24 protein-coding genes are annotated in these 20,495 nt (G+C 41.9%); 7 read left to right on the forward strand and 17 right to left on the reverse strand.

Translation table 11 applies throughout. The features are described 5' to 3' along the window. Positions 1–2 precede the first annotated feature (2 nt). The 6 genes from QM454_RS15490 to QM454_RS15515 all read right to left on the reverse strand — a co-directional run bounded on the left by QM454_RS15490 (position 3) and on the right by QM454_RS15515 (position 4,968). On the reverse strand, positions 3–1,490 hold the full coding sequence (locus QM454_RS15490) for an acyl-CoA carboxylase subunit beta (protein WP_432364058.1): 1,488 nt from the start codon (positions 1,488–1,490) through the stop codon (positions 3–5). 123 nt (positions 1,491–1,613) lie between these two features. Continuing rightward, complete coding sequence (locus tag QM454_RS15495) at positions 1,614–1,829, reverse strand: biotin/lipoyl-binding carrier protein (protein ID WP_432359502.1); 216 nt, start codon at positions 1,827–1,829, stop codon at positions 1,614–1,616. Continuing rightward, positions 1,826–3,187, reverse strand: coding sequence for an acetyl-CoA carboxylase biotin carboxylase subunit (locus QM454_RS15500; protein ID WP_432359504.1), 1,362 nt, complete (start codon positions 3,185–3,187; stop codon positions 1,826–1,828). Before QM454_RS15500 ends, QM454_RS15495 begins: the two co-directional genes overlap by 4 nt. 77 nt (positions 3,188–3,264) lie before the next feature. Next, positions 3,265–4,020 (reverse strand): enoyl-CoA hydratase/isomerase family protein, encoded by a 756-nt coding sequence (locus QM454_RS15505; RefSeq protein ID WP_432359506.1) that lies wholly within the window; start codon positions 4,018–4,020, stop codon positions 3,265–3,267. Between the two features lie 216 nt (positions 4,021–4,236). Next, complete coding sequence (gene rpmF / locus QM454_RS15510; protein ID WP_432359508.1) at positions 4,237–4,410, reverse strand: 50S ribosomal protein L32; 174 nt, start codon at positions 4,408–4,410, stop codon at positions 4,237–4,239. A gap of 24 nt (positions 4,411–4,434) precedes the next feature. Next, a complete protein-coding gene (locus QM454_RS15515; RefSeq protein WP_432359510.1) occupies positions 4,435–4,968 on the reverse strand; it encodes a YceD family protein in 534 nt (177 codons plus the stop codon). A gap of 127 nt (positions 4,969–5,095) precedes the next feature. Here QM454_RS15515 and QM454_RS15520 point away from each other — a divergent pair, with 127 nt between their 5' ends. Continuing rightward, positions 5,096–6,337 carry a nucleotidyltransferase gene (locus QM454_RS15520; RefSeq protein WP_432359512.1) on the forward strand — a complete coding sequence of 414 codons (1,242 nt, stop codon included), beginning with the start codon at positions 5,096–5,098 and terminating at the stop codon, positions 6,335–6,337. On the opposite strand, the gene QM454_RS15525 is transcribed toward QM454_RS15520, so the two are convergent. Further along, positions 6,310–7,356: a SepM family pheromone-processing serine protease gene (locus tag QM454_RS15525; RefSeq protein ID WP_432359513.1), complete on the reverse strand. Its 1,047-nt coding sequence runs from the start codon at positions 7,354–7,356 to the stop codon at positions 6,310–6,312. The two genes, QM454_RS15520 and QM454_RS15525, sit on opposite strands and share 28 nt — an antisense overlap. A gap of 123 nt (positions 7,357–7,479) precedes the next feature. Between QM454_RS15525 and QM454_RS15530 the strand changes: the two genes are divergently transcribed. Then, positions 7,480–8,412, forward strand: a complete 933-nt coding sequence (locus QM454_RS15530) for a hypothetical protein (RefSeq protein WP_432359515.1) — start codon at positions 7,480–7,482, stop codon at positions 8,410–8,412. Between the two features lie 40 nt (positions 8,413–8,452). On the opposite strand, the gene coaD is transcribed toward QM454_RS15530, so the two are convergent. The 3 genes from coaD to QM454_RS15545 are packed head-to-tail and all read right to left on the reverse strand — an operon-like array spanning position 8,453 to position 10,906. Then, positions 8,453–8,935, reverse strand: a complete 483-nt coding sequence (coaD, locus tag QM454_RS15535) for a pantetheine-phosphate adenylyltransferase (protein ID WP_432359517.1) — start codon at positions 8,933–8,935, stop codon at positions 8,453–8,455. A gap of 10 nt (positions 8,936–8,945) precedes the next feature. After that, on the reverse strand, positions 8,946–9,491 hold the full coding sequence (gene rsmD, locus QM454_RS15540; protein ID WP_432359520.1) for a 16S rRNA (guanine(966)-N(2))-methyltransferase RsmD: 546 nt from the start codon (positions 9,489–9,491) through the stop codon (positions 8,946–8,948). Further along, complete coding sequence (locus QM454_RS15545; RefSeq protein WP_432359523.1) at positions 9,488–10,906, reverse strand: hypothetical protein; 1,419 nt, start codon at positions 10,904–10,906, stop codon at positions 9,488–9,490. Before QM454_RS15545 ends, rsmD begins: the two co-directional genes overlap by 4 nt. Before the next feature lie 94 nt (positions 10,907–11,000). On the opposite strand from QM454_RS15545, the gene QM454_RS15550 reads away from it, so the two are divergent. After that, positions 11,001–11,393 carry a DUF7147 family protein gene (locus tag QM454_RS15550; protein ID WP_432359526.1) on the forward strand — a complete coding sequence of 131 codons (393 nt, stop codon included), beginning with the start codon at positions 11,001–11,003 and terminating at the stop codon, positions 11,391–11,393. 6 nt (positions 11,394–11,399) lie between these two features. Here QM454_RS15550 and QM454_RS15555 read toward each other — a convergent pair whose 3' ends face one another. Next, positions 11,400–11,672: a YlbG family protein gene (locus QM454_RS15555; RefSeq protein ID WP_432359529.1), complete on the reverse strand. Its 273-nt coding sequence runs from the start codon at positions 11,670–11,672 to the stop codon at positions 11,400–11,402. A gap of 133 nt (positions 11,673–11,805) precedes the next feature. Here QM454_RS15555 and QM454_RS15560 point away from each other — a divergent pair, with 133 nt between their 5' ends. Further along, positions 11,806–12,711 (forward strand): glycerophosphodiester phosphodiesterase, encoded by a 906-nt coding sequence (locus tag QM454_RS15560; RefSeq protein WP_432359532.1) that lies wholly within the window; start codon positions 11,806–11,808, stop codon positions 12,709–12,711. 125 nt (positions 12,712–12,836) lie between these two features. On the opposite strand, the gene QM454_RS15565 is transcribed toward QM454_RS15560, so the two are convergent. Next, positions 12,837–13,280 (reverse strand): YlbF family regulator, encoded by a 444-nt coding sequence (locus QM454_RS15565; protein ID WP_432359535.1) that lies wholly within the window; start codon positions 13,278–13,280, stop codon positions 12,837–12,839. Positions 13,281–13,351: 71 nt separating this feature from the next. After that, the gene (locus QM454_RS15570; RefSeq protein ID WP_432359537.1) at positions 13,352–14,671 is read right to left on the reverse strand and encodes a Mur ligase family protein; all 1,320 of its coding nucleotides are present in this window, start codon (positions 14,669–14,671) and stop codon (positions 13,352–13,354) included. A gap of 208 nt (positions 14,672–14,879) precedes the next feature. On the opposite strand from QM454_RS15570, the gene QM454_RS15575 reads away from it, so the two are divergent. Next, a complete protein-coding gene (locus QM454_RS15575) occupies positions 14,880–15,611 on the forward strand; it encodes an aspartate kinase (RefSeq protein ID WP_432359540.1) in 732 nt (243 codons plus the stop codon). A gap of 1 nt (position 15,612) precedes the next feature. Here QM454_RS15575 and QM454_RS15580 read toward each other — a convergent pair whose 3' ends face one another. Then, complete coding sequence (locus QM454_RS15580) at positions 15,613–16,698, reverse strand: CAP domain-containing protein (protein ID WP_432359543.1); 1,086 nt, start codon at positions 16,696–16,698, stop codon at positions 15,613–15,615. Between the two features lie 315 nt (positions 16,699–17,013). Between QM454_RS15580 and QM454_RS15585 the strand changes: the two genes are divergently transcribed. Further along, the gene (locus tag QM454_RS15585; protein ID WP_432359546.1) at positions 17,014–17,379 is read left to right on the forward strand and encodes a YugN family protein; all 366 of its coding nucleotides are present in this window, start codon (positions 17,014–17,016) and stop codon (positions 17,377–17,379) included. Positions 17,380–17,489: 110 nt separating this feature from the next. Continuing rightward, positions 17,490–18,548, forward strand: a complete 1,059-nt coding sequence (gene ytvI, locus QM454_RS15590; RefSeq protein ID WP_432359548.1) for a sporulation integral membrane protein YtvI — start codon at positions 17,490–17,492, stop codon at positions 18,546–18,548. A gap of 47 nt (positions 18,549–18,595) precedes the next feature. On the opposite strand, the gene QM454_RS15595 is transcribed toward ytvI, so the two are convergent. From QM454_RS15595 to QM454_RS15605, 3 genes are all read right to left on the reverse strand, one after another. After that, on the reverse strand, positions 18,596–19,057 hold the full coding sequence (locus QM454_RS15595) for a DUF420 domain-containing protein (RefSeq protein ID WP_432359551.1): 462 nt from the start codon (positions 19,055–19,057) through the stop codon (positions 18,596–18,598). Between the two features lie 32 nt (positions 19,058–19,089). Beyond that, positions 19,090–20,004 carry a cytochrome c oxidase assembly factor CtaG gene (ctaG, locus tag QM454_RS15600; protein ID WP_432364060.1) on the reverse strand — a complete coding sequence of 305 codons (915 nt, stop codon included), beginning with the start codon at positions 20,002–20,004 and terminating at the stop codon, positions 19,090–19,092. A 142-nt stretch (positions 20,005–20,146) separates the two neighbouring features. Further along, complete coding sequence (locus QM454_RS15605; protein ID WP_432359554.1) at positions 20,147–20,494, reverse strand: cytochrome C oxidase subunit IV family protein; 348 nt, start codon at positions 20,492–20,494, stop codon at positions 20,147–20,149. Between the last annotated feature and the right edge of the window lies 1 nt (position 20,495).

Consider the following 20,495-nt stretch of genomic DNA (forward strand, 5'->3'; position numbering starts at 1 on the left):
GATTATACAGGATAGACAGGATGTTTTTTAAGTGGTAATGGAAGTTCTTTTGTCGAATAAAAGCGAAAACGGTCAGCAAGGACATTCCGCAAGTCTGAAGGTGCGATAATTTCGTCGATAATTAGCTCGGAAGCCATCTTGTAAATATCGATTTCCTCTTTATATTCTTTATGTTTTGCCTGCACGAAAGCGAGTTTCTCTTTCGGGTCCTCGATCGCTTCGATTTTATTTGAATACACCGCATTAACTGCCGCTTCCGGCCCCATCACTGCAATTTGTGCAGTTGGCAATGCAATGCATACATCCGGCTCAAACGCCGGACCAGCCATTGCATATAGTCCAGCACCATAAGCTTTCCGGACAACGACGGAAATTTTAGGGACAGTTGCCGAGCTCATCGCCATAATTAGCTTCGCACCGTGCCGAATAATACCATCTCGTTCAACTTTTGTTCCAATCATGAAACCTGGGACATCCGCTAAAAACAACAATGGAATCGAAAATGCATCGCATAAGTTAATAAATTTCGCCGCCTTATCCGCCGAATCAACGAATAAGACGCCCCCCTTCACCTTCGGCTGGTTTGCGATAATCCCAACAGTTTGCCCTTCAATCCGCGCAAGTCCTGTAATTAGTTCTGGAGCAAATAATTTTTTTACATCAAAGAAACTACCTTCATCGATCAATGCATCGATTGCTTCATACATATCGAACGGCGCGTTTTGATTCTCAGGAATAATTTCTTCGAGAGACCTTCCTGACTTAGCTGCGACTGCATCTTTAAGCGGCGGCTTCTCGGTGAAGTTCGCCGGGAAAAAACTTAAATAGCGACGCGCTTCGCTTATTGCTTCCTCTTCGCTCTCAACGAGGACATCACCACAGCCACTTATGGAGCAATGCATTCTCGCCCCACCCATCTCTTCCAAAGTTACTTTCTCACCGATCACTTTTTCCGCCATTCTCGGGGATCCCAAATACATGGATGCATTACCTTCCACCATAATAACGATGTCGCAAAATGCAGGAATGTAAGCCCCACCTGCTGCCGAAGGTCCAAATAATAAGCATATTTGGGGAATAAAACCCGATAACCTCACTTGATTATGAAATATTCGTCCAGCTCCCCGACGGTTCGGAAACATTTCAAGTTGATCCGTAATTCTTGCACCCGCGGAATCGACGAGATACAGCATCGGCACTCTATTTTTCTCGGCAATTTCTTGGATACGAATAATTTTCTCAACTGTCCTCGCTCCCCAAGACCCGGCTTTCACTGTTGAATCATTCGCCATGACACAAACAGTTTGCCCATTTACTTCCCCCATCGCAGTAACAACACCGTCGGCCGGTAAATCATCAGCTTCACAATTGGCGAAGCGCCCATCCTCCATATACTTACCGTCATCGAAAAGGAGCTTGAGGCGATCACGTACAAATAATTTATGTTGCTCCTTCAATTTCTCGTGATACTTCGGATGCCCTCCCGACATTACCTTCTCAATTCTACTATCTAGTTTCTCGTTGTAATTCGTCTGTCCAATCACATTCGTCATCGTTCTACCCCTCCCGATCACATTCACCCATTCAGCTACATATTACTTTAACAGCTCACCTTATCCTTCGATTACTGCCAATACATCCTCTTCATTTACGAAATCGCCTACTTGGACATGAATGGAGGCCACTTTTCCTGAAACTTCTGTTTCGATAGGAATCTCCATTTTCATCGACTCGAGGACGATAATTACTTGACCTACTTGTACTTCATCACCTTCAGCCACATTTACTGTAAACACCGTACCCGCCATCGCAGCTTTCAATTGTGTCATTTTCCTACTTCCCCCTTTTGAGTTTCCAGCCATCCCGCCAATACATTTGTATTGTAATTTCCATTTCCAAATTCCTCAGATCGTACAAAACGTTGAAAGAGCGGAATATTCGTCTTGACCCCTTCAATTGTAAATGACGTAAAAAATTGTTCTGCTTTGTTTATCGCTTCTTGACGCTCATCCGCATGGACAATCACTTTTGCTATCATAGGATCATAGAATGGCGTGACATTCCCACCCTCTTCATATCCCGAATCAATGCGCACAGCAGCTAAGTCACTCCATTCCATTTTACGGATTGTTCCAGGGGACGGCATGAAAGTGGTAGGGTCCTCTGCATAAATGCGGAATTCGATTGCATGACCAACACTTTTAATTTGTCGCTGATCCTTGACCGGCAATTCATTGCCCCTCGCCACTTCGATCTGCCACTCCACTAAATCATAGCCTGTCACCTTTTCAGTAACGGGATGCTCCACTTGTAGACGGGTATTCATTTCAAGGAAATAAAAATCATCGTTTTCCGATAAAATGAATTCCACAGTTCCCGCATTTCGATAATGAACAGCTTTCGCAGCAGCAACAGCTGCCTCATACAACCGCCTTGCTACCTCTTTCGACAAGGATGGTGATGGAGATTCTTCAATCACTTTCTGGTTTCGCCGTTGCACCGAACAGTTCCGCTCGAATAGATGGACAATATTCCCTTTGTCATCCCCAAAAATTTGAACTTCGATATGACGTGCATGATCAATATACTTTTCAAGAAAGACGACGTCATCCCCAAAATAGGCTTTTGCCCTACTTTTAATAGATAGAAAGTGTTGACTGAGCGCTTGCTCACTTTCACACCGAACCATTCCGATGCCACCGCCGCCTGCACTTGCTTTCAGCATAACCGGATATCCAATACGTTCTGCAGCCTTTATCGCTTCCTCCAAAGACGATACCCCTTCATCTGTCCCAGGAACGACCGGTACGCCGGCATCTTTCATTTTCATTCTAGAAGCGATTTTATCACCCATTAGTTCAATTGTTTCAGCGTCAGGGCCGATGAACGTTAAGCCGGCATCACATACTTTTCTTGCAAATATAGCATTCTCAGACAAAAGTCCATAGCCCGGATGAATTGCGTCTGCCCCGACTTTCAACGCAATTTCGATAATAGTATCCGCTTTCAAATACGATTGCAATACAGGACCCGGTCCGATACTATATGCTTCATCCGCAAATTTCACGAACGGCATATGCTCATCGGCTTCTGAATGGACAGCAACCGTCTTAATGCCAATCCGCTTGCATGTCTTCATAATTCTCATTGCGATTTCCCCACGATTCGCAATTAGTATTTTGTTCATATAGTCAATCCCCCCAAGCAGCGTTGTTTGAACTTCTCCCCATTTATAGTGTATACGATGAATGAAACCGTTTTCAACTATTTCTTCAGAAAACTCTCAACAGCCTTATGGTGCGCATCACTTTCCCATAACTGTGCACATTGCTTAGCCTCTTCAAGCATTTGCCTTTCAACTTCATCCGTTTGCCAATTTCTAATAGCAATCTTTTTATATGCTCGATGAACCGAAGGGTGTATTTTCTCCATGTCGGTAAGAAACTTTTTTAATCCATCTTGTGGATTTCCATCGTAAACGTCCGTCGCCCAACCAATTACTTTTAACGTTTCTGCTGTATGAACTTTCGCCTCTGCTACTAATTTCAACGCTGTAGCGTAATTATTCATTTTCAGAAAGAGTTGTGTGGCGCCACCCCATCCACTAGTAATCGCGAGCGTCCCTTGGATAAATCCAGCCTTTGCCTTCGATGAAACGAGTCTATAATCACATGCAGTAGCGATTTCGCATCCTCCACCGACAGCCGCACCGTTAACGAGTCCGATAACCGGAACTGGCAATGTCGACAATCTGTATAATATCTTCGCCATCCTACTTAACATCGGAAAGGCGTCATCCGCAGTGCGGAAGCCGTGAAATTCTGAGAGATCGCCTCCTGAACAAAATGCGCGATCACCTTCCCCTGTAATTACTGCATACGCTATGCTGTCGTCCGATTCGACTTTTGCTAAAAATGTTTCAAGACCGTCCATAACGGCATAGTTAATCGCGTTTCTCATTTCGGGCCGATTAATGATGAACGTTGCGATTCCGTCATTAATTTCAATTTTATATGACAAGCCAATCCCTCCTTTTTTAATGTCTAGCTCCGCTTTTGTACAATCTAGCTCCGGCGGCCAGATGCTCGGGGTCATAAGTCAAAGATGCTGTGTGGCAAAAAGCGCCACTTCGCATCTTCGCCTTATGCCTGTCGCATCTAAGCAGGCCGCCTCCGCTTTATAGTATAAAAAAACCACCGGAGCCATGGCCTCACGGTGGTCTTTAAGTAGAAGAAATTACTCTCCTACTACGTCTTTTCCTTTGTAATGACCGCAAGATTTGCAAACGCGGTGCGCAAGTTTCATTTCGCCGCAATTTTCACAAGTTGTCATGCCTGGAACTTGTAGTTTGATGTGCGTACGACGAAGTCTTTTAGATGTTTTTGAAGTTCTTCTCTTTGGTACTGCCATTTGAGGCACCTCCTTATATTTCGACTATTCCTTGTCCGTATTGAAAAAATCAGCTAAACCCGCTAAACGCGGATCGACCTTCTTTTCCTTTTCTTCACGAAGCCGTTCTTCGAGTTCTTCATCAGTTGTATAGGACCAACCTTTCCCCTCGGCACTTTTCATTTCATCAGCGTTTTCGCCAAAAATTTGTAAAGGCACTTCAAGAAGAATTAACTCTTCAAAAATCGGGGTCGGATCGATAACTTCACCGACAACCGGATGAATCATATCATCCGTCGCAAGTGTAGCTTCATCCCAACTGAACTGTTCGTCCGATTCCACAGTAAATGGGTAGTCGACATCTTCCCATGTTCGAGAACAAGGTAATGTCATCACACCTTCAAGATGGAAATGGCATGTCAGTTTTTTCGAACCGATTATACAGCTGCCGGTTACGTGGACAGGCTTAATATCCCGGATTTCCGGATTCCGTTTTTTGACGGAGTCAAGGTTGACCGCTTCGTCAAGCGGCAATGCACCTTGCCTGTATTTCTGTAGTTGATGAATGGACCATTTCATGTCATTATCACCTCTAGACAACACTGTTGATTATATAATGGATAAAAAGGGATGTCAAGATATTTTCTTGTCACCAAAAACGCATGAACGTATAATTTAAATAGATTATATCGAAGGGGTGGACTTATTGAAAGCTACAGGTATCGTCGTTGAATATAATCCATTGCATAATGGACATGTCTACCATGCACAGCAGGCTAGAAAGGCAACTGGAGCGGATGTCATCATTGCGGTCATGAGTGGCAATTTCCTTCAAAGAGGAGAACCCGCATTTGTCGACAAATGGACGCGGACGAAGATGGCCCTCAAGTCCAGCGTGGACATCGTATTCGAGTTGCCTTACCGTTTCGCAACAGCGAATGCCCCTACATTTGCACAAGGGGCTATCGAGCTGCTTGAGGCAGCTCAGTGCAGTGCGTTTTGTTTCGGAAGCGAAGACGGTAATTTAGAGCCTTTTCAAAACAGCTTACAACTCATTAGTCGTCATGGTCCAGAATACGATTTGGCAGTAAAAAATGCAGTCACTGAAGGATTGAGCTACCCGATGGCGTTAAATCGAGCGTATAAAACAATTCAAGAAGGACAGCCTGCGGTTCCAGTAGTCGATTTATCGCTGCCAAATAACATTTTAGGGTTTCATTATATGGAAGCAGCGCAGTCGATTGGATCATCAATGGAAGCCGTGACAATAAAACGGATGGGAGCCGGTTACCATGATGAAACGTTAACTAACGAAAAAATCGCAAGTGCGACTGGCATCCGTAAATCGTTCTTTGGGTCAGAAACACTTGATGATGTGGCAGATTTTATTCCAGACGCTACGAGGAACTTCCTCCTTGAATGGCAATCTGAAAGAAATGGGTTCGGCAATTGGGAAACCTTTTACCCATTTCTTCGATTCGTCATATTAAGGGATGGACCTTCCCGTCTACATTCTATTGCCGATGTATCTGAAGGTATTGAAAACCTCGTATATCGTGCTGCCCAATCAAATGAATCGTTCCAAACATTTATGGAGGCAGTGAAATCCAAACGGTACACATGGACACGGATACAACGGATGCTCACGCATATACTAACCGGTTTCTCGAAAGAAATGCGCGCCGGAATAGAGAAACCTTCATATTTACGCTTACTCGGGATGACGAATGAAGGGCGATCCTATTTAAATGGGGTGAAAAAGGATCTTCCCCTACCACTCATAAGTAAAGTCGCTTCAATTTCCAATTCCTCAATGGACATGGACATTATTGCATCCGATATTTATGCGTTAGCGCTTGGAGAAGGGAAAAGTAATTCCAAAATCGGCTTAGACTATCAACTATCACCGATAATGGAACATCACTTCTCTTCTAATTCTTTCAAATAATTCAATGCATCATCGATTGTTGAAACGGGTACGACTTTCATTGTCGTACCTATATTTTTTGCCGTTTTCAAAGCTTCATCATAGTTCGTCACAATTCCTGGATTTCTATTTCGAACTTCATCCGACAAATAATCGTTTGGCACGAAAAAGATTTCTACTCCTTCACGATCAGCCGCCATAATTTTAAAATCGGTCCCACCGATCCGACCAACTGTTCCATCAGGCAGCATTTCACCAGTTCCTGCGATGTTGTACCCTTTCGTTAAGTCTTCGTCGAGCAACTGATTCATTATTTCCAATGTGAACATGAGTCCTGCGGAAGGTCCGCCGATATCGGCAGTTCTAATTTCCACTTTCGGATTAGTCGCAAGTTCACGGTCTTCCTGGAATTCCACGCCTAAACCAATTCGCCCACCTGATTTCGGTATTTCACTTAAAGTGATTTCAACATCCAAGAACTTACCATCCCGTTCAACGGTAACTGCAACTTTATCACCTTTGCCTTTCTTGGAAATCAATGATGCAAATTGACCTCCCTCTTTCAACTGCTCCCCATCGACCGAACGAATTTTATCACCCGTCGCAAGTTTCCCATCCGCCGCTCCACCTTTTAGAACAGACACGATGAAGACACCATCATATGTAATGTCGACTGGAATTCCAGCTTTGTCGAATGCGACTGTAATTGCGTTGAATTGGGAATCTGACATAAGCTTTTTTTGACGAATAGTGTATTCTTTATCATTTTCCCCTTCCCTTCTCACTTTACTAATTGGAAGGACTTTCATTCGATCAGTAAAGTTCGAAGCGATATACGAGAAAGGAGTGGCCTTTCCGATTGAAATCGTCATGAGGCTAAACGTTCCTTCATCATCCTTATCCCCGCCAACGACTTCTACTATCGGCGCTAAATCATAAGCCCCACCCGGTTTCGATATGTATGCATCGAGAGGATAAATAAATAAAAACAATATAAGAAGCAAAGCGAAAGCATATAATCCAATCCGTTTCATTCTCATACTCACACACCTCCATTAATAGCCTGTACTTACGGGGCATATATATTACATAGTAATTCCTTACACCGAAAATATCCATAATAAAGCAAAACAACAGTAACCGAACTTCCCGGAAGGAGGCACTTGAATGAAATCCACCTCAGACACTATCCAACGAAACAAAATATGATTAGCATCGCTGTTATTTGGGGGTTAATAATCCTCTTCATCTTACAACCTGGAATTGCACATGATGGAGCTGAGGCCGGCGCGCAATTATTTGTACACGCCTTGCTACCTTATTTGCTCCCGTACATCATCTTGACGCAGTGGCTTTTAAAAGTGCCTGTGGAAAACCCGTCAACGAAAAGTTGGAAACGTTATATGAAAGCATACGTTCTCGGATCTTTTGGTGGATTTCCTGTCGGTGCTGTCACCGTTACGGAAATGGTTAAAAACGGCGAATTATCTAGGCGGGAAAGCGGATATTTGCTTGCCGCCTGTCATGCGCCAGGCCCCATGTTCATCTTAGGATTCGTAGGCACTGAGCTATTCGGTAATACGACAACCGGATGGAAACTATTAGCCGCCATCCATATCGCAAATATTCTATTTTTACTCTTCACACTGTTAGCCATAAGAAGAAGACAACGCGAACTAGATACACCCCAACAACACATTACGAAAAAACGTGTCAACTCTCCTTTTTTAGAATCGATAAAAGAAAGCTCTACAGTCATCATTCTTGTCGCAACGACTGTAATCTTCTTTTCATCACTTGGAAACGTATTGACGACTACGATATCAACAGCATTCACAGTTGATATGGGCATTACAAAAACAATATTACTCGCACTATTTGAAATGACGTCCGGCGTTCAATCTGCAACTGACCATTTTTTCACAAGCCCGGTATTTCCGTTTTTAATTGCGGCTATTATTTCTTTAAATGGACTGAGCATCCATATGCAAGTATTCGTTATTGCGAAAACGACTGATACACCCCTTTCCCCATACTTGCTTAGCAGAGTTTGGAGTATCGTCACAGTGCCAATCATTTTGTATTTCCTATTATAAAAAATGGTTATGACAAACACTATGTCATAACCATTCTTTTTTAGACTATGTACTTTTCTCGCAATGCTTTCTCGACTATAGAAGGAACGAGAGCGGATACATCTCCCCCATACCGCGCAACCTCTTTGACAATGCTTGAACTTAGAAATGAATATTGATTTTTCGTCATGACGAAAAACGTTTCTATGCTTTCATCCAGCATACGGTTCATCGATGTAATCTGCATTTCATATTCAAAATCAGAAATTGCACGCAGCCCCCGGACAATGACGGAAGCTCCTGCACTGTGGGCATAGTCGATAAGAAGTCCTGATGAAGATTCTATGATGACATTTGGAATTTTCGATGTAACGTTCCGTATTAATTCCATCCGTTCTTCTACTGAAAACAAAGATTTTTTTGCCGAGTTGTTCATAACAGCAACTCTCACTTCAGGAAAAACTTTTGCCGCACGTTCGATAATATCAAGATGTCCATTCGTAATAGGATCGAAGCTCCCCGGCACTACCGCTATTTTTCTCATAGATGCTACCTCATTTCATATAGATGGATATCGCACTGTTCCCATAGACTGGGTTTTTAGTTTTCACATAATCTCCATAGGCTTCCGGAAGCGTCAATTGCTTGTCATGCTCACAAACAACAATCGCATCATCGGATAACATGCCCGCTTGAACCAACTCGTCCGCCAAGTCGTAAAATTTCTCTTCGGCATACGGCGGGTCGATGAACAGCAAATCTATTTTTATATCGGATGGCAATGATCGTACAGCGTTCCTCGCATCACTTCTAATGATGTGTACTTGATCAGTAAGTCGGCATTTTTCAACATTTGCACGAATGACGGAACAGGCTTTTGGATTTTTTTCAAAAATGTATGCTTCATCCGCTCCCCTAGACAATGATTCGATAGATAGTGAACCACTTCCCCCAAACAATTCCACAGCAATTCCTCCATCAAAATAAGGGCCAATCATATTGAAGATGGACTCTTTCACCTTATCGGAAGTTGGCCTCGTTAAATTGCCGGGCAATGACTTCAATGGAATTCCTTTTCTCGATCCAGATACGACCCTCATTTTGTATTCCCTCCTGCTAACGATTTCACAATTATCGTTTCTTCGTTTTTTTGTATCGATAAATGGAAGAGACGCCTTAATGCATCTTCCTCAAAATAATACTCGTTATCAATGAGTATATATGGCCGTTCCCGTACCGTATATCTTTTATTATTTAATACGTAAAATGGATCCCGTAACGAAAATCTGAACTTCTCCGTTTCACTTTCAATGTAGATTGAACTTTCATTCGACGTTACCGAATAGCCGTTTCTCGTTAAAACCTTGTTTATAGGATATAGTGATCGCCTGTCCATCATAATGACTTGGATGTCCTCATGAGCTTCTCCGTTCAACGTAATAACTCGTGTATCTTCCAACAGAAACGGATACGCTCGCTCATTATTTTTTTGAACGAAGGAAGTCTTCCATCCGCAAACCTCGCCGATCAATCGATCTAGCTCAGCTGCATCAAGTCGTTCACCTTGTTTCTCGGACAACCGGGATCTTAGCAACTCATATTGATCCGTAGTTAACGAATTTTTCAACGTTTCAAATACAGCATTAACTTTTCCGATATGTGAAGGCGTATCGACAGAGATTGAAGCGATAAGGCCAGCCACGAGCTGTTCATTGTCGGGTATGATGTAAAGCGAGCGCACACCTCGCTCTAAAACTACGTCGGATAGGTCCGTCTCTTTTAGCTCGCTAATTAAAAAACGGGATGATTTAAGCGGCTTACTCTGCGGATCTAACACGACAGCGATATGTCGAGCGTTCAATTCCAACAAACCATTATCTAACTGCTCCGCAACTTCAAAATCAATCGAGTCCCCGAAAATCGAAAGCCGACTTCCTCGGTAAGCTAGCGGTAAAGAGTTTCGCTGCCAATAAAGATCTGTTACTCCGCCACTACCTCTATACATCGAATACTCGATCATGTCCATTTGTCTAGAACCGACTAACTCCAGTCCACTTACCCATAATCCGCCAATCCCGCTTTCATCGGTCACATGTAAAATAGTAAAGTCCGGCTTCGCATTCCTCAACAATGCGAACGGCTCCTTAAAAAGCTTCCTATTCTCCAAGCTTTCGGGTTTCGGAATTTCATAGGAAATCGATTGCCAGCTTTGCTCTCCTTCCACGATTGCCGTTACATTTTCATTAATCCTCGTACAGGAAGAATCCGTCTCTAAATAGCATGCACGATTTCGGCTCTGAGCGGGTAAAATAATTTCGTACCGCCTCGCATCCAAGTTTTTAAAATGATGCCTAATGAAGAGAGCATCTTCCCTATTAATTACTTCGATCTCCTGTATGTAACGAGATTCCTTTTCTGGCGTCCCGCTAGCATCCGCCATTTGACTATAATGCATATAGAGCAAAGCGGAATTCAAGATGATTAATAAGCCGACGATGCGGAGTATGATCTTCAATTGCTGCACCTCATTGCAAAGGATGTTATGTGTGCTTTAAACTATTCAATGATATGATGGAATATATTTTGAATAAAGAAAGGTAGTGTCATAAATGTTGCAACAGTATTTTATTGAATTAGGTGAAGGATATAGCGACATCTATGAGCTCATGGAACTGATGGAAACAAATCAGCACCGTATTCATAGAACCTTCATTTTTGCTTCAAACAACAAAAGCGGACAAGCGATTTCCTTGGCAGTTGCTTTCAACCCTGCCCGAGATAGCAACTTCATGCCGATATACGTATGCAGGGAAGGTATAACGCAAACCGGAGAAGCCAAGCCGAAGAGAAGGCTCCTCTTTGAAGAAGCTTCACTCGCACTTGGTCATGAACCAATTTACATCGAGTTGAAGCATTCATCCGAATTTGCCGAAATTAAATTGTTCTACCAGTATATAACAGGTATCCTCCGTCTTAATCATCTTGTCCCGCCATTGCGATAATGTGGATTAAAGGCCAATTTTATAATCGTATTCCTTCGCCTTATCAGGTTTAGCATTTTCATATTCCGTCTTGACGAATGGCCGATATGACGGAAGTACTTTTTTAACGGAAGGAAGCCGTTCAAGTTTACGGATTGTATCGTCAACATCCACTTGATCACAATAAAGGACAACATACTTCATTTTTCTTGAAATGTAATGGACATGGCCATACTTTCGCAACGATTTAGCATGTTTTAAATGATGGAGATATACAATTATCCCTTGTCGATCAATCATAATTTTCCCCTCTTTTCCTATCCCATACAATACCATAGTAGAGAAATGGGCTGCAACCGAACATTGCTGACATCTTCCGTTTTTTGCCCTATAATGAGGGAAAGACAAGTTTACAATAGAGGAGGATACGAAAATGGGAAGAAAAACGAAAGTGGCTCTTACTATGGGAGCAGCCGGCGTCGCGGCTTGGGCCGCATCTAAAGTTGTAGCAAAACCAAAACCCCGCCCACTGAAAGAAGCACTTGAATTCAAGGATCCAGTCGTCCTTTCGCATCGAGGAGGATTAAAAAGCGCACCGGAACATACGATGGCAGCGTTTTCAAAATCTGCTGAGCTCGGAGTCCATGGATTTGCAGTCGACATCCGATTAACGAAAGACGAAGAAATCGTCCTCTTCCATGATGAAACTGCTGATCGGACGACCGATTTTTCGGGCAGAATAGCTGACTATACGATAAATGAATTAAAAAAAGCAGACGCAGCTTATATGTTTCAGGACGCAGAGGGGGATTTCTCTTACCGAAACAAAGGCGAGAAAATTGTCACTTTACGCGAACTGTTGACGGCCTATCCGCATATGTTAATCGCAATTAACCTAAAAGACTCGCCGGATACATACGAGGGCAGTCTAATGCCTTCCAAGCTATGGCGTCTTCTGGAGGAAACTGGATCAGAAGAACGTGTCATCGTCATGAGTGCGTTCGACGAGCAAACAGACCGCTTCAATCTGTATGCACAAAACAAAGTTGCAACAGGAGCCGGACATGACGAAGTGAAAAAAGCGTATGCATCTTTTACTAGCAAATTCGGCCATTTATACAATCCACGCGCTGACCTGTTTTGTATACCTGAAAAAATAGGCCCATTTCCGATGACTACAGAAAGCTTCGTAAGCTTCCTATCTAGTCTGAACGTTGCCGTCTACTATAATCATGTCAACGATAAAGAAACATTTGAAAAGCTATTAAAAGCTGGGGCTTCTGGTTTCATAACGGATGAGCCTGCACTCGCAATGGAAGTAATCCAACAACATTCATAAAATGAAACGTTAATCTGAAAGGTTTCTCCAGTTAATATGGGATGAAAAACGGTTGTCTGTTCAATAACAGGCAACCGTTTTAATTCATCTATTGACATATAGACGCTTTGAAAAGATGAGTTTCTTCACGCGGAACATGAGCAGCTGCCACCTGTACCGCACCCTCCCCCGCATGAAGAATCTACAAAGAAACTATCCCCAGCGGGTACTTTGATAGAAGTAGACACTGACTTCGCAATGATGCTGCTAATCTCATTCAACAAGCGTTGTACATCGTTTTCTGCTAAACGCAAAGCAGCAACTTGCTCATTCATATCTAATTCCCTCTTTTGAATACGTATATCTTTCATGACTGTTTTATAGTCAGGATGGTATCTGCCGAAACGTTGCACTTCTTCGTAACGCTCCTTCATATTGGTAAAATCATAAATCGCATCCGCTAACTTTTTATCGGAATAAACGGCATGATTCGCTCTTCTATATTCTTGGATGATTTCGGAAGAAAGCAACATATCGGAGAGTATTTCTGATTGCTCAATGATTGACAACCATTCATCTGTCATCATCATAAGGCTTTCCCTCCATTCCAACTAATCATACCAGAAAAAGCATCCTCTGCGCATGTATTCCGACCTACGAATTATTTTTTCTTATTACGCAATGCAGCTTCTGCAACGTCAAAGTCGGAAAATGTAAGTACTTTACTTCCAATCTGTTGGGTCTTCTCATGCCCTTTGCCTGCAATTAACACGACATCTCCATTTTTCGCATAGCAGACAGCTTTTTGGATTGCGAGTCTTCGATCTAACACAACATCAATTTTTTCACTTTCACAGTCAATACCCTTCAGTATCTCTTCGATAATTGTCGATGGCTCTTCATTTCTTGGGTTATCTGTAGTGATAAATACTTTAGATGAATAGGTTGCAGCGACCTTCCCCATTTGCGGCCTCTTTCCTCTATCTCGATCACCTCCACAACCAAAAACTGTAATCAATTCCCCTGTAGATTCTTCAGCTAAAGATGCCAACACTGTTTGCAGTGCATCCGGTGTATGGGCATAGTCGATGAAAACCGTTACATCTTCTACCATTAGGCGTTGCAGCCTTCCCTCCGGCAATAATAGTCGATTGCAAAGCGGTAGTAGTTCAAGATAGTTATAACCGAGAATGTGCAAAACAGTGACTGCCGCAAGCGCGTTCAATCGATTATGCTTCCCTGGTAAAAAAGCTGGATATAATTCGTAAGGCACTGCCATTCCCGCAACAAGTAAATCATTGAAAATGTGGACCGGTCTGTTTGTACCTTCGACAAGCTCTACACATTGTTGATCTCCACTATTAACAACAAGATCCCTTGCCATCGTCGTTAACTTCTTTTTCGCCGCAATATAAGCTTCTTTACTGCCATGCTCTTCATAATGATCAACTCCGATGTTTAGAAATACACCAACATCGATGTTGCAATGATCTAATCTTGCTGTGGAAAGTCCAAGAGATGAGGCTTCCATTACAACATATGTTATTCCCGCGTCTACACATTTCCTTAGCAAAGGATGAAGAAATTCCGCAGGTAATGTCGTCATATCAGGAATATCAAGATTGACTTTCCTTCCATTCATGAAAAGGCCAGTCGTCCCGATAACCGCCACCCGTTCACCGAGCATCGTTAATAGTTGCCCAATGAAATGAGTGACTGTCGTTTTTCCGTTTGTGCCTGTCACCGCGACAATTGTCATTAATTCTGAAGGATCCCTAGAGAGCTTGGCACTTGCATGTGATATGAATGTCCTACCATCTGGAACGGTGATCATCGTAATCTGCTTTAACGATTTAACATTCACATCCGCATTGCGATCGATGACGATGGCAACAGCCCCTCGTTCAATCGCTTCTTGGACATGCAAAATCCCATCGTCACGAGCCCCTTTCCTCGCGACGAAAATATATCCCTCCTTCACATTTCCCGACCTCTCTGTAATACCGCAAATCGACACATGAATACTCCCCGAAACCGTACATGGCCAGTCTTTTAAGATCTCAGATAATAACAGAAGCCCCCTCCCCTTCCCGAACAATTTTCATGAATACCGAATATATTGAGAGCGAATCATACTTTATCGTATGAAGGAAATGGAACGAACGACACGAAGAAAGTTGGGAGCTTACATGATAGTTCAAAAATTTGGCGGAGTGGCTATGAGAGACAAACAATCACGAAAAATTTGCATCCGTCACATCAAATCTGGATTGGAAAACCATCAAAATGTCGTCGTAGTCGTTTCAGCAATTGGAAGAGGAGAAGATCCGTACTCCACAGACCGGTTATTAAAGCTGACTGACGCATTTATCCATGCAAAAGCCGCTAGTGACCTCGCAGCATCATGTGGGGAGCTTATTGCATCGGCCATCCTCTCAGCCGAACTGATAGAGGCGGGCGTCCCAAACAGAATACTGCACGGAATTCAAGCAGGCATATGGACATCCGGCGATTTTGGGGATGGAACGATTAGTGACATCGATCCGACAATGATTATCGACAGTTTAAGAGAATCCGGTTGTGTCATTGTTCCAGGCTTCCAAGGGATCAACGAATTTGGCCAAGTGATGACCATCGGCAGAGGTGGCAGTGATTTGACCGCAGTTGCACTTGGTGGAGCTCTTCGTGCATCACATGTTGAATTTTTTAAGGACGTACCAGGTGTAATGACTTGTGATCCCCGCATCGGTGAAAATGCCAAAAAGTTAGAAAATATGAACATACTTCAATTGTTACCTCTATTGGATACAGATCGTCCTGTCATACAAAAGCGCGCAGCACTTTACGCAATGAAAAAAGCGATACCTCTCTATGTAAGAGGTATCACTTCTGATGAAAAAGGGACTTGGATTTTACCTTGAATCATTTTCTCAAAATTGTCGAGTTCGGGTTTTCTTTTTTATCTGATTTTATTAGCACTTGTGTATAATATTTTCCATAAGCCCCTGTGCCGATATGAGTAGCATCCGAATCCAGCAAAACACTACGGTGAGCGGGAGAATTTAGCCAACCATGGACTGCTTCAATAGCATCTACGTATTTGGTGGCGATATTCTCCCCGGCTTTTTTATGTTCAATCCCTAAGCTTTTCAACCGTTGCGACAAATTCCCTGCCGATGGCGATTCATGCGAAAAGTAATTTTCAATCGCCATATCCTTGCTATGGTTTTGGGCTAGTAAAGATAACCAATAATTATTTTCAACCGGGCTTATCCCATGATGTTCCCTATACATATTCGTCAATTCAAAAATCTGTCGTTCCATAGAACGGTCAACTTCCATTTGCACCGTTGAAGACGGCTGATGAACAACGACTAATTCACCTGCAAATTCCATGTCATACGGTTGATGAATGACAAGCGTTCTCGGGTCGATGTACCGGACAGCCTCAATCTTCTCGTCTTCAGCATCCACATAAACTTGAGCATACAAATTTTCATATTTAAGCAAAACCCGATCCTTTAAATCCTGACTGTTTAATGTAAATGTATATATGTTCTCATCAAGCACTACATTAACTTCAGATTCGATAATCGAAAAACGGAATACATCATGAATGTTTTGACCTATTGTAATAGGCGTTAAATCCGCTCTCTTGTCCGCACTGAACACTTGATTGACAATACCGTTCCCAACACCTACCATCATTTGAACATCGTCCAAATATACCCACCATTCATATGCGTAAGCGGATGGCTCTATTCTGTCAGGTTCCCCAAACAATTCGACGAGTTCGTCAGAAGACTTCCCGACAAACGTGGAAAGCCCTGTTTCCGGCCGTTTTGCTCCAGCTGTCAGTTCAATAATTTCCTTACCCGGAGCAGGTATTGCCGTTCCATGTTTGACCGGTGATTCCAACGGTTCGTTTTCCTGGACTCTGCTCCCCATAAAATAAAACAGCGCGAGAAGGACAAACAGTAATAATGCTATTTTCCATAGTACTTTCAAGTCTCCTCGCCACCTTTCAAAATATGTAATCACCAACGAAGTCAATCTATGTATGCGAAAAAAATGCATACCTAAAACTGGTTATATTGAAAAAACTATTCAACTCTTGATAAATAGTATTAATTCGAGTATAAGTCAACTATTTTGAATATCAAGTGTAAAAGTTTATATGAATATTGCATTTACATACCGAAGGTCATAAGTTGCCATTCGTCAAATCTTTCACAATGTTGTCATTGCAACTATTTGGGATTTGTTCTATGATAATGAAGTATAGGTATTTGACTGGATGAATATGAAGGGGGACTTTGTACAATGTATATCGAAAATACAGGTATTGAAGGCATTGTTGCAGACTTGTCACTACTTGATGAAATCATGCTGAAACACGATCTTGTACGTGCTGGACAATGGGATTATGAGCGAGTTACATATGATAAGAAATATGTTATCAAAGAAGGCACGTATTACTTACGCGTATTCGGTTTCACTCCAGACGGAGACGTTGACACACGAGATGCCAACATACACCTAAAAAAACCGGTTATCGGTAAGCACTATTACCCGCATGGCGTTGAATATGGCGAGGACGAGCATTTCCCAGCCGGACTCGTGAAAGATTGTGAAGCAACCCTTAAAGCGGTTCTGGAAGATTTAAAGCCATATATTCTAACAAAATAAGTATATACGTATAAAAGTCGATGAATATTATGTTCTTCGACTTTTTTTCTATTCATTCCTCTGAATTATGGTTATAATGAAAGCAATGAATATTTTTGGAGGAATGACCGTTGTCCCGATGGCTTACAAAAAGGAGTATTATGCTTCTTGCACTGCTTATCATTGTCGTTTTGGTAGTTATTTTTATTCTCCCTATTTCCATACCAATCATTTTAGCCCTCTTGACAGCTCTTCTATTTGAGCCTCTCGTCAAATTGACAGAGTCGAAATTTAAATGGAAACGTAAAATGGCAGTCATATCCGTTTTCATCTTCATTTTAGCCATGTTAGCGATTATCATCTACTATACAACAACTTCGTTAATTGGCAGACTGATCCGATTCACAAAGGCGGCCCCTGATTATTTAAACAAACTTTCCGGAGTATGGATTGATTTTCAAAACAAACTTCTTGTTTATACGTCCGGACTGCCCGACGATGTCGTGACGTCGGCGCAGGACGGCTTCAATGAAATTCTGGAGTCGTTCCGAAAGTCGTTATTGGAATTGTTCAATTCCGATAAAATTGTTGCATTAGCATCCGAAATACCGAATTTCTTAGTAAGCCTTATCGTTTATATGATTGCACTTTTCCTTTTTATGCTCGAACTTCCTGAATTAAAAAAGATGGTGTTCCGTCATTTAACCGATGAAACGGCAAAAAAAGTCCGCTACATGACAGTTAAACTGAACTCTGTCATTTTCGGTTTCATGAAAGCCCAACTACTTGTCAGCTTTATCATTCTCGCCGTCTCTTTTGTCGGGTTACTCATCATTGCACCAAAATACGCGCTAATTATGTCTATCGTCATATGGATCATTGATGTCATACCAATTTTAGGTTCAATTATCATTCTCGCACCATGGTCATTATACCAGTTCGTCAGTGGAGATATTGGCATGGGGACAAAATTAGCCATTTTAGCGGCAATCCTTCTAATTATCCGTAGGACAGTTGAGCCGAAAGTGATGGGCAACCAGATTGGTCTATCTCCGCTTCCAACGCTTATTGGTATGTTCATCGGATTGAAGCTGTTTGGCGTTCTTGGTTTCTTTATCGGCCCTATGATTGTCATTTTATTTAACACTGCACGAGAAGCTGGGATTATTAAGCTAAATTTCAAATTATAATAAGCAAAAAACCGGCATAGGAACAATCTATTCGCCGGTTTTTTCTATTATATTCCTAATATAGCTCTAATCATCGAAGTGGTTTCCCCACTCTCATAAATAACATACAGCAGCAAATAGACAGCTACGCCGGTAATTGCTGAGGAGAACCAAACAATACTCGTAATTGGGCCAAGTTTTCGATGTTTGTCCAGCTTGTTTTTAAAGCCCCAATTAATTGTCATTACTCCCATCACTGCACCGATAATCGAAAGGACAATATGGAAAATTAGAAAGACTGTATAGTACACCTTCAAATTATCCGGCCCACCAAACGCTGTATTTCCTATGAAAATCGTACGAGATAAATAAATTGCTAAAAACAAGACTGCTGAAATGGCCGCTGCCATCATTGCTTTCTTATGTGCTTCAATATTCCGTTTCTTAATTAATATCCAACCAACTGCAACAAAAATAGCGGATAAAATAATGAAAACTGTACTGATTGTAGGTAAAAAAGGAACATTCATTATGAAAAACCCCTTAATTCATCAATAGTGAACTAACTATGCAATTCGAATCTTTGCCTCTCTAATAGATCTTTTTTCGTAATCTCATCTGCATTCATTTGCTCTTCGCGGTACCACTTAATAAAGATCTTACCAATGATAACAATATAAATAACTTCTTGAATTACTTTCATAATAATCCCACCGAGTTGCTGGTCATACAACGTCGGCATATTCGTAAACAATTCAGGACCTGATATAGAGAGCCCTGCAAGTGTACCAGCAGGCACACATAAAGCCATTGCTTGAAGCCAAGCTTCGCCTGTACTGTACGTTTCATAAACCGGAACGTCAACGAAGATGATTAATGAACAAGCTGGTGTAATAAGTATTGCACTTAAAATGACGTAACCGATTTTTTTCAACCCATGGAGTTGCGGATGATCTTCCAACGTATTCAAAATCGGCCACCATAGAAATAAAGCTGAAATGAATAAAGTAATCGTGAACACAGCATGGAGAAACACGTCCATTTTGATATAATCTAATACCATTGGATAGTGATTTAACGAAAACATGACCGTAAAGACCATCAAGCTAATGACCGGCTTCGTGAATAGCCTCACGATCTTATCGATAATTTTAACGCTTAAAACCTTTTTCCAAATAAAATGCGGAATGCCAACGATTAAAAATGGTGCTACTGCTAATAAGAGAAGTGCCATTTGTGCCATATGAACAGAAAATAGAATATGTCCAAGAAGATCGACCGGTGAACCTTTTAAAATATACAGTAAAACCATAGATGATAGGAAAAACATAATTTCCCTTCTCGTTACAGGTTCCGTCCCTTCAAACCAATGACGCCATCTTTTTGTTAATAGAAAATAGAGTACTATGAGTACTACAATCGATATGAAGAAATAAGGACTCCACAATGCACGAAATCCAAATATGCTTAAAGGCATCAATGCCATCGCTCCTTTAAATGTCTCTCTCCTTATTATAAATCGAACATTCTACGAACACAATGAACGAACAATGACATTCCTCTACTTTATAAGAAAAAGCCTGCGGAAAATATTCCACAGGCTTTTTCTGTTTTATTGATTACCACCAAACGATTGTAACGAATGTCAAAGGAATGAGGAAGCCCAATAGCGCTCCTGTAAACATAAACATTTGAGGAATGCCATGTCCTTTTTCACTCATATGCATGAAATAATACAGTTGCAATCCAACTTGGACAGCTGCGAAAAGCATAATAACCGGAATGATGAAATACTTCGAGAATCCTATAACGTCTGCCTCATGTGCAACAACCATCGAGAATGAAACGAGTGTTAGGAATATCATAAGCGAAAACATCATCACTTGATCTCGCATAGATTTCTTAGCACGACGTTGTGCAAGTTGCTGCTCAGCAGGTGTGCGTTTATAAACTTGGATATCTGCCATT

It is taken from the genome of Sporosarcina sp. UB5, from assembly GCF_050859005.1.
Classification (GTDB): Bacteria; Bacillota; Bacilli; order Bacillales_A; family Planococcaceae; genus Sporosarcina.